The 13,089-nt window shown below is 60.8% G+C and carries 14 protein-coding genes; 8 read left to right on the top strand and 6 right to left on the bottom strand.

The window, feature by feature from the left end; translation table 11 throughout:
• The first annotated feature begins 83 nt into the window (after positions 1-83).
• The 4 genes from JWJ88_RS20815 (at position 84) to JWJ88_RS20800 (ending at position 3,996) form a co-directional block, all read left to right on the top strand.
• Positions 84-1,424: a uracil-xanthine permease family protein gene (locus JWJ88_RS20815; RefSeq protein ID WP_205297096.1), complete on the top strand. Its 1,341-nt coding sequence runs from the start codon at positions 84-86 to the stop codon at positions 1,422-1,424.
• Positions 1,424-2,821, top strand: coding sequence for an amidohydrolase family protein (locus tag JWJ88_RS20810; protein WP_205297147.1), 1,398 nt, complete (start codon positions 1,424-1,426; stop codon positions 2,819-2,821). The genes JWJ88_RS20815 and JWJ88_RS20810 overlap by 1 nt, the downstream gene beginning before the upstream one ends.
• Complete coding sequence (locus tag JWJ88_RS20805; RefSeq protein ID WP_205297095.1) at positions 2,818-3,528, top strand: sulfite exporter TauE/SafE family protein; 711 nt, start codon at positions 2,818-2,820, stop codon at positions 3,526-3,528. Before JWJ88_RS20810 ends, JWJ88_RS20805 begins: the two co-directional genes overlap by 4 nt.
• Before the next feature lie 246 nt (positions 3,529-3,774).
• Positions 3,775-3,996, top strand: coding sequence for a DUF2798 domain-containing protein (locus tag JWJ88_RS20800; RefSeq protein WP_205297094.1), 222 nt, complete (start codon positions 3,775-3,777; stop codon positions 3,994-3,996).
• 460 nt (positions 3,997-4,456) lie between these two features.
• On the opposite strand, the gene JWJ88_RS20795 is transcribed toward JWJ88_RS20800, so the two are convergent.
• Positions 4,457-4,615: a hypothetical protein gene (locus JWJ88_RS20795; protein WP_205297093.1), complete on the bottom strand. Its 159-nt coding sequence runs from the start codon at positions 4,613-4,615 to the stop codon at positions 4,457-4,459.
• A 112-nt stretch (positions 4,616-4,727) separates the two neighbouring features.
• Complete coding sequence (locus tag JWJ88_RS20790) at positions 4,728-5,255, bottom strand: hypothetical protein (RefSeq protein ID WP_240200392.1); 528 nt, start codon at positions 5,253-5,255, stop codon at positions 4,728-4,730.
• 606 nt (positions 5,256-5,861) lie between these two features.
• Here JWJ88_RS20790 and JWJ88_RS20785 point away from each other — a divergent pair.
• Positions 5,862-6,647 carry a hypothetical protein gene (locus JWJ88_RS20785; RefSeq protein ID WP_322986511.1) on the top strand — a complete coding sequence of 262 codons (786 nt, stop codon included), beginning with the start codon at positions 5,862-5,864 and terminating at the stop codon, positions 6,645-6,647.
• A 159-nt stretch (positions 6,648-6,806) separates the two neighbouring features.
• Here JWJ88_RS20785 and JWJ88_RS20780 read toward each other — a convergent pair whose 3' ends face one another.
• Positions 6,807-7,862, bottom strand: coding sequence for an extracellular catalytic domain type 1 short-chain-length polyhydroxyalkanoate depolymerase (locus tag JWJ88_RS20780; protein WP_205297091.1), 1,056 nt, complete (start codon positions 7,860-7,862; stop codon positions 6,807-6,809).
• Positions 7,863-7,887: 25 nt separating this feature from the next.
• Positions 7,888-8,295 (bottom strand): CopG family transcriptional regulator, encoded by a 408-nt coding sequence (locus JWJ88_RS20775; RefSeq protein WP_353143082.1) that lies wholly within the window; start codon positions 8,293-8,295, stop codon positions 7,888-7,890.
• Positions 8,296-8,511: 216 nt separating this feature from the next.
• Between JWJ88_RS20775 and JWJ88_RS22025 the strand changes: the two genes are divergently transcribed.
• The 3 genes from JWJ88_RS22025 to JWJ88_RS20765 all read left to right on the top strand — a co-directional run bounded on the left by JWJ88_RS22025 (position 8,512) and on the right by JWJ88_RS20765 (position 9,328).
• Entirely contained in the window at positions 8,512-8,640 is a 129-nt protein-coding gene (locus JWJ88_RS22025; RefSeq protein ID WP_256439751.1) for a hypothetical protein, read from the top strand.
• Entirely contained in the window at positions 8,637-8,813 is a 177-nt protein-coding gene (locus JWJ88_RS20770) for a hypothetical protein (protein WP_205297089.1), read from the top strand. Before JWJ88_RS22025 ends, JWJ88_RS20770 begins: the two co-directional genes overlap by 4 nt.
• Positions 8,814-9,157: 344 nt before the next feature.
• Entirely contained in the window at positions 9,158-9,328 is a 171-nt protein-coding gene (locus JWJ88_RS20765) for a hypothetical protein (protein WP_205297088.1), read from the top strand.
• Between the two features lie 37 nt (positions 9,329-9,365).
• On the opposite strand, the gene JWJ88_RS20760 is transcribed toward JWJ88_RS20765, so the two are convergent.
• Together JWJ88_RS20760 and JWJ88_RS20755 are read right to left on the bottom strand one after the other, a co-directional pair.
• Positions 9,366-10,109 (bottom strand): Crp/Fnr family transcriptional regulator, encoded by a 744-nt coding sequence (locus JWJ88_RS20760; RefSeq protein WP_205297087.1) that lies wholly within the window; start codon positions 10,107-10,109, stop codon positions 9,366-9,368.
• Between the two features lie 11 nt (positions 10,110-10,120).
• Positions 10,121-13,078 carry an ATP-binding protein gene (locus JWJ88_RS20755; RefSeq protein WP_205297086.1) on the bottom strand — a complete coding sequence of 986 codons (2,958 nt, stop codon included), beginning with the start codon at positions 13,076-13,078 and terminating at the stop codon, positions 10,121-10,123.
• Positions 13,079-13,089: the final 11 nt, after the last annotated feature.

Below are 13,089 nucleotides of genomic sequence, written 5' to 3'. Positions count from 1 at the left end.
CACGAATCGATTATGTTGATAAGAAAATGCTTAGCAAAACGATTTGCATAGAAGCAAACGACACTTCCAACAGGGGAAAACCAATGACATCGATAAGGGATGCCAACCCAACAACCGAGCCGGTAGATACCATTCTGCCGTTCAAGGACTTGGTGATTTACGGGTTCCAGCATGTGCTGGTGATGGCCGCGTCGCCGATCACGGCGGTATTTCTGGTCGCCCAGACGCTGGGTTTCAATCCGGCGCAGACTGTATCAATCATCAGTGCGACGTTTCTTGTCTGTGGCTTGGGCTCGATCCTGCAAAGCTTTGGGCCGGCGGGTCTGGGCGCGCGGCTGCCCTTCATCATGGTGCCCGGCGGCGCGCCCATTGCAATCTTTCTAGCCATTGCCAGCCAGACCGACGTGCAGACCGCCGTTGGTGCCGTGCTGATGACCGGCGTGTTCTATTTCATCGCGCTGCCGGTATTTCGGCGCCTGCTGCGCTTCTTTCCGCCCATTGTGGTCGGCACGATGCTGCTGCTGGTGGCGGTGAATCTGGTCAAAATCTATGGCGGGACGATCACCGGACGACCGGATAGCGAGAATTTCGCCGATCCGGTCAACGTCGGGCTGGCGCTGGCGACCATTGCATTGACGGTGATCTTTTCGCGCGTGTTCACCGGCACGATGCAACGCATCTCGGTCATGCTGGGGCTGATCGCGGGCACGCTGCTGGCGGCCGCACTGGGCCGGCTGGACGTGACGGGAGTGATGGACGGGTCGATCATCGCGGTGCCGCATCTGTTCCCCTTCGGGATGCCGAAATTCGACATCATCGCCTCGCTGCCGCTCATCATCTTCTCGATCATCTCGATGGCCGAGGCCACGGGCCAGACCATCGCCACCGCCGAGATCGTGAACCGCAAGGGCGACGCCCATGCCATCGTTCCGCGCACCATCAAGGGCGACGCAGTCATGTCGATCATAGGCGGCGTATTTGGCACCTCGCTGATCATCACCTCGGGCGAGAATGTGGGTATCGTCCGGGCCACCGGGGTCCGCTCGCGCTATGTCACGGCGATGGCCGGAGTGCTCCTTGTCATCATCGCGCTTCTCGCACCGGTATCGCGACTGGCCAGCGTCCTGCCCGGCCCGGTGGTCGGCGGCACCGCCATCATCGTCTTTTCGATCATCGGCGTCATCGGCATTCATGTGCTAAGCCGGGTCGATCTGCGGGACCACGGCGCGATGTTCACGCTGGCCTCGGGGCTGGCAATGGGATTGATGCCGATCCTTGTGCCGGGTGTTTACAGCCAATTTCCGCAATGGTCACAGATGATCCTGGGCAATGGGCTGGCCATGGGCACCATCACGGCGGCGGTCGTCAACGCCCTTTTCGAATTCAGCGCATCCAAATCCCATGAAACCACGGAGCAAGCATGATGACCGACCTGCGCCAGTTCTTTGCCTCGGCCGAGGATGTGATCGTCGTGCCCGGGCGGCTGCTTCTGGACGACGGACCGCAGCGCGGGATGGCCGTCCTCTTGCGGGGTGGACGGTTCGGGCAGATCGGCGATCCCGCCGCCCTGCGCTCCACTCATCCGCAGGCGCGGGTGATCGAACTGCCGGATCATCTGATGATGCCGGGTTTCATAGACACCCACACCCATATGACGCAATCACTGGGCAAATCGCTGGTGTTTGGTGAACCGTCCGAGATTTTTCGTCGCATCTGGGTGCCGCTGGAAGGCAGTCTTGACGAGCATATGGTTTACCTGTCGTCGAAACTGGCAGCACTGGAATGCCTGCGCGGCGGCTTTACCACCGCCGTAGATGCCGGGACACGCTCGGCGGGTCATATCGGCAAACTGGTCGATGCCGCACGCGAGGTGGGGCTGAGGCTGGTCGTGGCGCAAATCTGCAACGACCAGGGCGGCACGGCGCAAATGCCTGAACACGACGAGATCATCCGCCGGGCCGAGGCGCATCTGGAGGCCTGTCAGGACGATCCGCTGATCCACGGCTCGCTTGCCATCTCGATCCCCGAGGTGGCCAGCGATGCGATGCTGCGCCAGATCTCGGCCATGGCGGCCGAAGCGGGCGTGACCTTCCAGACCCATGTGAACGAACATCTTGTTGCGGTTGAACGCTCGCTGGTCGCGAATGGGCGCCGCCCGCTGGAGCATCTTGCCCATATCGGCGCGCTTGGCCCGCAGACGCTGATTGCGCATTCGACTCTGGTCACGCCGTCCGAGCTGAACCTGTTGCGCGATACCGGCACGGCGGTCGCCTATAACCCCGTGGCCTCGGTCTGGAAGGGAAATGCGATTGCTCCGGCGATGCAGATGCGGGCGCTTGGCATCCGCTTTGGCCTTGGCACCGATGGCACAAGGGCCGACGGGTTCCGTCTGATGGATGCGGCAGAGACGTTGCAGCGCGCCGGTTATGGCCTTGCCTGCGGCGACAGTTCCTGTGGCGGCGGTTGGCTGTGGGTGGATGCGGCAACGCGGATGGCCGCCGATGCCAGCGGTCTGGCGCGGGTGACGGGCCGCATCACCGAAGGGCTGGCCGCCGATTTTCTGCTGGTGGATCTGAACCGGCCCGAATTCACGCCCTCGCATGACCTGACATGGGAGCTGGTACGCTATGGCAACCGCGACCAGATCGACGCGGTCTTCACCAATGGCAGATTGCGGCTGTTGCACGGCTGGCCGGTGGACTGGGACGCGCATGCCCTGATGAGCGAGATCCGCGAGCTGGCAGCCCCGGCCCTTGCCGCCGCCCCTATCCAGCGGATCCACCCGACGGCGGACAGCCTGATCGCGGCGAGGCCGGCATGACGCTTGCGGCTTTTGCCTTGCTGTCGATGATGGTTGGCGCCTCGGCCTTTGTCCAAGGTGCGGTCGGCATCGGGTTTGCGCTGATCATGGCACCGATCTTTGGCCTGATCGACGCCAGCTATCTGCCGGTCACACTGCTGATCCTTATGCTGCCGCTGAATTTTCTGGTCGCGTGGCGAGAGCGGCAGATGATCGACCGGCGCGGAACCAGTTGGATCACGGCCGGGCGCTTTTTCGGAGCCTTCCTTGGCATGGCGGTGCTGATCGCACTGTCCGTGAGGCAATTGGAGGTCGCGGTCGGCCTGTTCACCGTATTGGCCGCCGTTGTCGCGCTGCTGTCGCCGCCATTCTCGCCCAGCCCTTCGGCGTCGCTGGGCGTGGGCCTTTTCACCGGCGTCACAGAAACGGCAACCGGCATCGGCGGCCCCCCTTTGGCGTTGCTGTATCAACATGCCCCCGGACCGGTCTTACGCTCGACCGTCGCCACCTGCTTTCTGGTCGGAGAGATGATCTCGCTGGTGATACTGGCAATCGCAGGTCGCATCGGACAGGATCAATTGCTGGCAGCCCTGTATCTGGTCCCGGCCGTGCTTATCGGCACCGGGCTGTCACGGTTGGTCCACACCCGCATCAACGGCCCGGCGCTGCGCGTGGCGGTGCTGACATTCTCGATCGTCAGCGGCATCGCGTTGATTCTGAAGGGCTGAAATCTTTGCGGGGGACGCGCAGTTTTCTGCAGGCATCACTGGCGGATCAGTGCCCGATTTGACTCTCCGCATCCCAAGGTTTAGGAAACTCGCCTGCCGAAAAGATTTCAGGCCGGTTTGGTTATTCCGGCCCCTGCCCAGCAGGATCTAGTCGTGCTTGCCACGAACCCGCGGCGCCACTTGGGGATGGTGCTGTCGTGTTCGGGTTTCCACTCGTTCAGCCCTGCCCGTTGCTTGAGAAGAACGATGGATAAACGAACCCTGATAATCGCCCAGATCCTCATCACCTTCATGATGGCCCTTTCCATGTCGGGCATCATGTCCGCCATCGGCATGGGACTGACCGCCGAGTGGCTGCATGCCTGGCCCAGGCAGTTCATCATCGCCTGGCCTATCGCTTTCATCCTGACGCAGGCCACCACGCGCGTTGCCTTTCCCGTGGCCTTCAAGCTTCGGCGGATGCTGTAGGCAAAGCAGAATCTGCCCTGAACTGCACGGATACTTGTGCTTCGAAGGGCATTTGCAGGTCAGGAACAACTCGGCTTCCTGCAGGTTGGCGCGGCAGGAGGTAACCGTGATAACCCGAGAACGTCCAACGGACACAGGCAACCCCGCCACCCATCTGCCGCGGCGGGAGAATGGGCAGGGAAAGCACGAAGGCGCCGCGCATAAGCCTGAAGAATTCGACGTAATGAACTCGGCCAAGCCCAAATATCTGCGGCAAGAAGAACCCCGCGAGCGCAACTCTTGGTAGAGCGTGGAACAAATATGCACTTAAGGGGTTATATTGCAGCACGAAGGGCGCCGGTAATCTCACTGCCTCGCGACAGGTCTCCCATGTAGGTGACCGCGCCTGACCTGCCGCCCCTGCGCTACGGCGCGGGGGCTTTTTCATAAAAACGCCCCGCCTTATCGGCAGGGCGTTATTTCATTGTGACCGCTGCGCCGCCCGGTCTTCGGCGTCCAGCTTGGCGATGATCGCATCAAACCGGCGCTCGGCTTCTTCGTCCGTCAAGGGCTTGTCGTCCTGTCCCTCGGCCTTGCGATAATTCGGGTCGTGCAATTCTGGCACATATTTTTGCCCCATAGCTCACCCCTCCTCTGACCGATAAGAGAACGCTAGCATGCACACGAACGCTTGCCGAATCCGGGAAAGAACATAGGCAGATTTCAGCCGATCACGGCGGAGTTAACATAAACTAAAGCTTTGCAGCCTCCGCGACTGCCTCCAGACAAGCGGCTTCGTCCCCTGCTGCCAGTGCATCGCGGGCGTTCTGTATGGCAGCTTCGCGATCACCTGTGGCAGTGCCTGCCTGAGCGGTTTCCGCAGCAGTCGGCTCACCTTCCTGCTGAGCCTGTGCATCCTGTCCAGACATCGCTTGGTTGGCATCGGTTTCCAAGGGGGCCTGCGAGCCGTCCTTGGCCACCCCTTCAGCGTCGGATGTAGCCCCATCATCGGTTCCCGCCGTCGCGTCGGATGGTGCCTCTGCCATAGCAGCGGGCGCGCTGTCTGGCTCTGCCGGTGGATCTTGTCCGGGAACAGCTTCCTGTTCAGTCGCGCTTTGAAGGGGTGCCAGCGATCCATCTTTGGATATGCCCTCGGCGCTTGGCGTTGATGTTGCGCCACTTTCGAGTGCGGCAAGTTCAGCAGCACAGTCGGCCTGCGCTGCCGAAGCAGTTAACGCACCGGCGGCACAAGCGGCCAGTAATCCCATGTAGATTTTCATTTCGGCCTCCTACCAAAATGGTCCGGTATAATACCGGGGGCGCGAGTAACAATTGATAACGCAATATGTTCCCAAGCCAGAAATATTTCGAAAATTGCCCTGATAGACTGATTAACAAAGTCTAACGGTCCGGAACTTGTGCATATGCCCCACGTTATCCCCAGCGAATAAACATCCTGCAGCATTCGTGCTTTATCCGGGAGGAACGGCTTTGAACTCAATCATCTATCTTGTCGGCCTTGTGGTCGTGGTTCTTTTCATACTTTCCATGCTGGGATTACGGTAATGGCCATTCAGGAACAGACAGCGCCGGGTCTGGGTAACGGTCGCGGCTACGTTGATATTCCAGCCATATTTGCCGGGGCAATCGTCGCGGCGGGAATTACCGTAGTTCTTGCAACCTTTTCGGTTGGATTGGGGCTGGGAAGCTTTTCCTTCGACGAAAATGGCGGAATCAGTGTTTTCATGCTGATCCTGACCGGCCTCGTGTCGGTAGTTTCACTGGTCGCGGCCTATATGCTGGGCGGATATATTGCCGGCCGGATGCGCCGACGCAGCGATGACGGTGCGACGGATGAAACAACCGCCCGCGACGGCATCCACGGCTTGGTCGTCTGGGGTCTGGGGATCGTTCTCAGTGGCCTTTTGGCGGCTGGCGCGGTCACGGGTGGTGTCAAAGCTGTTGGCGGCGCGGCCGGTTCGGTAGCAGAAGCCACGGGATCGGTTGTCGGCGGCACCGAGGGGGCAGGCCAAGTGGCCGGAGGACTGGTATCGGGCGCGGGTCAACTGGTCGGCGGCGTCGCACAAGGGGCGGGTCAGGCAGTCGCGCCGACGCTGTCCGACATGATGCCGCATGGGCTGCAATCGAACCCGATCGACTATATCAGCAATGCGCTGCTGCGCGCAAATACCAATCAGCCGGCGACGGCTCCGGGCATGCCAGCTGCGGATAATTCCGATGCCTCTGCAAGCGATGTTTCCGGCGTCCTTGTCAACGTCGTCACGACAGGCGAGATTTCAGAGGAGGATCAGAACTTTCTGCGCGAAACCGTTGCGGCACGCACCGGGCTTTCGCCGGCCGAGGTCGATGCCCGCGTAACGCAGGCCGTCGATCGCGCCAAAGAAATCCGCGCGGAGGCCGAGCAGAAACTGGAAGAAGCGAAGGCGCAGGCAGAGCAACTCAAAGCCGAAGCCGAGCAAAAGATCCAGGAAGCAAAGGATCAAGCCGCCAAAATAGCCGAGGAAGCGCGCGTTACGGGCATCCTCAGCGCCTTCCTTCTGGCGGCCTCCGCCCTTGTCGCCGCCGCCGCAGCTTATATCGGAGCGGTTCGGGGCGGGATCCATCGCGATGAAGGCCGAATTTGGAGCGGTCTTTCCTATCGCCGCCAATAGGATAAGCATCATAAATAGGACCAGCGCAGGACAGAAATTGCGCTGATAGAGTTTTATGTATATCGACCCAAATAGAAATAAAGCGCGCGCACCGCTAAATCATGTAACGACTGCCCGTTGGTTTAAGAAACCACGCTGTATGACCTGGATATTTTCTCACTAGATTTTCCGTGCAAGCTGCAGGAAAAATCTGACCATTTCGGCACTGGCATCCGGCCCGGCCGGATCAGTATAAGAGCCGGCAGGATTTCCGCCTGACCAAGCGTGACCCAATCCGTCGATCTTCCAATATTCCAGCAGCGCCACCCCGTCGCTTGTCGTCGTGGTTTCCCGGACATATCTGCGGCCGTTCGACTCGCTGGAGGTCTTGTCGAACAGGGTCAGTTCAGGACCCGCCGCAAGAACGTCCTGGGCAATCCGATCCGCATTGGCGGGATTGACGGTGTGATCGGTGGTTCCCTGAAAGATTATGGTAGGGGTCGCCCGGCGGTCCCCGGGCCGCGGCGGGCTAGCCCCTACGGTTCCCGCCATCGTGGCAAAGGCCGACGGAACATCCTGGGCGGCACCGAAAGGCAGGCCGGAATGGACCCCCACCCCCGCGAAGATGTCGGGGTAGGTCTGGCCCATAATCACCGCCATCGCTGCCCCCGCCGACAGTCCGGCCACGAAGGTTTCCGAGGCTTGGATACCGTGCAGCTTAGCGACATGCGCAGCTATACCGGCAAGGATCGCAGGCTCTCCCCGGTCGCGCCGCTGGTCGCCGGGACTGAACCAGTTCCAGCAGGATTGAGCGTTATCTCCGCGCGACTGCTGTGGATAAGCGACGACGAAGCCATGCTGTTCCGCCAAGGTGTTCATCCCGGTCCCCGCCGCAAAGTCGGCATGGGTCTGCGTGCAGCCATGCAGCATGACGATCAACCCGGTGATGCCCTTGAGCGCGCTTGAGGGAACATAGGTCAGATACTCGCGGGCACCTGCCTCACAGGTAAAATGATTGGTCGTCAAGCTGGCGCCGGGCACCAGCACGGCTGGAGCGGGGCGGACGTTCCGGTTCAACAGATCAGTCATGGCGGACAGAGGATTTTGGGCGTCGGTGTTCTCGGCCTTCCCCACTAATCCATGCTGCGCCAAGGTGCGGCGCACCAGATCGCTGGCGGCGCCGGGGCGCGCACCGGCAATCGCCCGACGCAGAGCGCCGATATCAAAAGGTTTCATGCTGGTGATCCTTGGATAGGGGTGATTAGTGAATACGGTCGGCAAGCGCTCGCCGGACGTCTGCCCCGGCTTGCAGCGCGCCAAGGACAGTGATCGAACCGATGACGGCGGTGGCCAGCTCCGGCGTCACATCGGCGGCAATACGCGCCAGCCCCACGACCTTGACGTGCAGCACCTCTCCGGCATCGCGGAGGGCTTCCAGTTCCGCACGGCTGTAATCGCGCAAACCCAGCTCCATCGTGTTGCGCTGGATCGAGCGGGTGACGACCTCTCCATGACTGTCCAACTGGTTGCGGATCGCCGTGCGGATGAAATCGCTTCGGTTCGAATAAAAGCCTTCCTGCACCAGAAGATCGATCCGGCCCAGATCGACAAAGCCCAGATTCAGCGTGATCTTCTCGCTTTCCGGCGTCCTCTCTCGTAACTGACGCATCGTCGGCACCTTTTTTCCATCCGTTTGGATGGTATATGGATGGTATTTCTTTACATTCAAGAGTGTCGCTGCGGATTGTGGACATAGGCAACCGGTCGCGACATGCGCCGGGTGCAGGCCCAGGTCACAGTCGCAGCGAATTGTCTATCTATCCCCGTACAAAGGTCTACGCTGCACATTCCGTCGACTGTCGACGGCAACCAGAGGAGCCAGAAGATGGCCAAGGGCATGAACAAACGAAAACGCGACGAAAAGAAGCCCAAGAAGGAAAAGGCCAAGGTGATCGCTGCCGCGCCCAGCACCAAGGATGTGGTGGCAAGCGTCGTGGCAAGGAAAGGCAGATGACGGCGCAAGGCCCCCAGCCACCTCGGGATCAGTCGGTGGCCAATGACCATGAATTGCGGGTCATGCAAGCCATCCTCCATAACTGCGACGCCATGGGCGTCGCGCCCGAGGAGGCGAAGCGCATGGCGATAAAATCCGTCGTGAACCTGCGCCGGGCTCAAGAGGGCGCATGATACAAGATCACGCGGATGCGACACGCACGACCAAATAAGGATCGAACCCGCCGGGCAGGTCATGCTGGCCGGCGTGAGTGAACCGATCAGGGTCGTCAACGGCCCGTTAACTGGCCGCAACTTCAGCTATTCCCTTTGAGCCGATTTTTCCCGATCAGCAAAGCCCCAGATAAACGTCCGGATCGTCGCGGGCAAACAGGCTGTGGCGGCTGTCGCCATCTCGCCTTCTGGATGAAATTCTTTCGCAGTTTGTGATCTTGCGCACATCGCCCGGCGATCCGTGCCGGTAAATTCATTCCTGCAGGCCACGGAGGAAATGGCTATTATCCAATGGGAGAAAGTTCATGCCGTACCAAAAATCGGATACGCAGTTCCAACCTTTGCTGTCGGATGAGGATCTGAATCTGATCCTGTCGGCCCTCAGCGTCTATATGCACAACTCGCGCTATCGCCCCGTGTACGAGAGGCTTCACCAGCAAGCGGCCTGTCAGGGCATGGCGCTGGACGCGGCGTGAAGGTGGACCACAGATGGTGCCGGGGCCGATGCCTCGATTAATGAGTATTTCTTTTATCGGCCTGCTGCGGCCGGGTGGGATGCCGGCACCCGGAAAACGCCTCGTCCTCGTCGGTGCCGAAGGGCGTCATCAGCGCCTCGGGGTCACTGATCTGAAGGCCGCGGCGGCTGCCGGTGATGATTTTCTTGCGTCTCAGTGTCGAAAAGGCGCGACTCACGGCCTCTCGGGTCGCCCCGATATGAGCGGCGATTTCGGCGTGGGTGGGCAAATCCGGCAACAGATCGCCGGGCTGCAAACGGCTGGCTTCGGCCGCGAAGCGCAGGATGAACGCCTTGACCCGGTCGATGACAGAATAGGTCGTCAACTGATAGTTCCGCTCGGTCAGGTCGCGGACCTTCTTGGCCAGATCGATCAGGACGGCGCGGCGGAAAGCCGGGCTGATGTCCATCAGTTCCTGAAAGACGCTTCCGGGCAGGATGGCCAGACTGGCGGTCGTGCGCGCATAGACCGACAACGAGCGGCGCACGCCATCGATTGCCATCAGCTCGCCGAAATATCCGGTCTCGGGGATCGCGGAAAAGATGATCTCGCGGCCGTCTTCCGTCCAATGCACGGCGAATATCTGACCGGAGCCCAGAAAGAACACGTCGCCGCTGTCTTCGTCCGGCCCCATGATGATCTCGCCGGCGCTATAATTGCGCCATCGCAATGCAGCCGCAGCCCGCTGTTTGATATCCGGTTCAAGCTGGGCCAGCAGTGTGAAGCGATCGACGTCGCGCATGGCAGGCGGGCTCATCTGTCGAGACCGGACAAGGTGTCCTCGGCCCGCGCCAGCCACAGCGCCATGCCGTTTTTTCTGGCCAGATCGACCGCGCGTTGGGCACAGGCACTGGCAGGGATCCGTTGCCCATCGGCAGCCAGAAGACGTGCCTCGGCGTTCAAAGCCAGTGGCAGGAACTGCTTCTCTCCGGTCCAGTCCAGCCGGGTCTTGAGTTGGCGCAGGTGGACGACCGCCTCTGCCCGGCGATCGGCAACAACCAGCTCTTCAACGATCATGGCTTCGAACAGGGATTGCCATGCGATGAATTCCGTATCGCACCAGTTCTGGAAGCCCGCGATCATCTTTTCCAGCCCCTCGGCATGGGTTGATGGGCTGCGGGTCATCGCCCATCCTTGCGCAAAGATCGCCATCGCCTCGAATTCGGGGAAGCGGTGGGTCCGGGCAAGCTCCAACCCGCTTGTCGCGTGCCGGGCGGTGGCGTCCGGATCGCCGCAGAACATCTCGGTCAGGAAGCGCGCCAGTTTGCCAAAGCCCTTGGCATGCGCGATCCCCAGCCGTTCGCTGAGGTCCTCGGCGCGGACGGCAAAGTTGCGGGCGGTGTCCGGGTCGCCTGCAATGGCCGCGGCAAGCGCTGAATAGAACAGGCTGAAGACCCCGAAATCCTTGAGATATTTCGGAAACAGGGCCGCGTGTCTGTCGGGTTGGTAAAGTGCGATGACATGGCCCATTTGTGCTCTGGCCGCGGCAATATCTCCTTTGTGCCATGCCACCAGTCCCGCAAGCGTGTGACCGCTTAGCAAGGCTTCTTCATCCTCGCCCGGCATCGACAGGATATCGTGGCTGATCTCGTCTGCGGCGTCCAATCGGGCACATGCCCAGTCATGCAGCCCGGAGTTATAAAGAACATGGGTCCGCCCGCCGGTAATCCCAAGCTGATGCATCAACTCCATCGAGCGGTGCTGCGCGGTGCCGAAGGCCAGATTGCCCGGCCCGCCAAGGATCATGTGAAGCGGCCCCTCGACACTGCGCAAAAGCAGCTCCTGATGCAGCTTGTCGAGGCCGGGCTGCAGGCGTTCCAGCAATTCAAAGGCCTTGGCCAGATGATCGCGGGCTTCGCGCAAGGCACCGACGCGCACCGCCGCAACGCTGGCATTCACCAGTTGGGCAATGGCATCGGCGTTCCGTTCGGCGCGCTCGTAATGCAGGGCAAGCAGATGGGATGGCGCATCGGGCCGGGTTTTCCGCATCAGATCGGCAAGTTCGCCATGCAGCCTTTGGCGCAACTGCTGGCTTAGATTGCCATAGATCGCCTCGCGAACCAGATCATGCGCAAAGTCCAGCCCGCCGCGACCGGATCGTCTGGCGGCCAGATTTTCCTGTGAAAGCCGTTGGATATGGCTGTCCATCTGCGCCTTGGTATCGCCCATCAGCGCAGCGACAAGTTCGGGATCAAAGGTCGAGCCCATGACGGCCGCCGCCTGTGCAAAGCGCCGGGTGGCGATGGGCAGATTGATCAGGCTTTGTTCGCACAGATCCAAAAGGTCCATCGGCAGTTTTTGCTGACCCAGATCGGGAATGTCGCGCTTGCGCACGAAATCGGCAAAGGCGGACAGAAACAGCGGCACGCCTTTCGACTTGTCCTTGACCCATTCGACTATCCCCGCATCCTTCTGCCGGTCGGCCAGACAGCTAAGGATCATCTTCATCGCATTCGCCTCGCCCAGTGGTCTGAGCCGCAGGACCTGATCGGCAGGCAGACAGGGCGTGGCGATTTCCCCCGCAAGCCGTTGGGTAAAGACCAGCAGGATCGGCTGTCCGGACAGGATTGCATGCAGATTTGCAAGCAATTCCCGCGAGCTGTGGTCCAGCCAATGTGCATCCTCGATGACGATGACCAATGCCGGTTGCGTCCCGCGCGCCAGAATGATCCGGTGAATAATCAGTTGCGAAAGCCATGCCCGCAAAATGATCGGATCCTGACTAAGCGACGCCTGCTGATCCGAATGCGCATCCAGAAGCAGCAGCAGGTCCGAAACCTGCGTCTGGGTCAGGCCCCAGTCCTGACGAAACAGCCGTTCCAGCTTTGCGACCCGGGTATCGCCTTGATGTGCGGGCGCTATCCCGGCTTGCCACTGCAGGTAATCCTTGATCGGGTGATAATCGCTGCCCGCACCTTCGCGGCTGCAACTTACAATCATGCGGGCGCAGCTTGTCGCAAGCAGCCCCTGCAGAAACTCTTGCACCAGTCGGGATTTGCCCATTCCCGCCTCGCCGACAACCGCGATAGAATGGCCATGACCGGCAATGGTTTCGGACAGGGTAGCCTCAAGCCGTGCCAGTTCCGCATCGCGGCCGATCAGGGGAACGTCCGTCAGATGCGCCGGAACAAGACGGGGTAATTCCTCGACCGGCTGAGGACGCGGTGCAGAGGCCAACCACAACAGCGTTTCCCCGGAAAACCCCTTGAGCGGCCGACCCGTCACTGCGGCAAAGGTAAACCTTGCCTCGGCATCGCCTTTGGTTTCGTCACACACAAGGGTTTCGCCAGGATGTGCCGCAGCTTGCAGCCGGGCGGCCAGATTGATGCAATTGCCGATCATGCGCTTGGCCGCGGCCTGCCCATCCTGACTGAAAAGCGCCAGGCCCGAGGCGATGCCGACCCGGACATCGGCACTGAACGGCGCATCCGGCGCCTTCATCGCGGCAACGATTTCCTGCGCCGCGCTTACCGCCGCCTCGGCCCGCGACAATCTGGCGAAGGGAGAGTGGAACAGGCACATCACCCCATCTCCCATAAATTGCGCGACTTCGCCGCCAAAGTTGCTTACCTGCCGCTGAACCAAGGCATGAAAGCCCTGCAAGGCAAGATCATAGGCCTCGGGGCCCAAGGTCGCCACCTGCCCCACCGAGTTCTCAAGATCGACGAACAGGGCCGAGACGGGGCGATATTCCGACCATGCCGTCGTCATGCCGTCGGCTT

Source organism: Paracoccus methylovorus (genome assembly GCF_016919705.1).
GTDB classification, from domain to species: domain Bacteria; phylum Pseudomonadota; class Alphaproteobacteria; order Rhodobacterales; family Rhodobacteraceae; genus Paracoccus; species Paracoccus methylovorus.
This window is presented reverse-complemented; position numbering and strand designations above follow the sequence as displayed.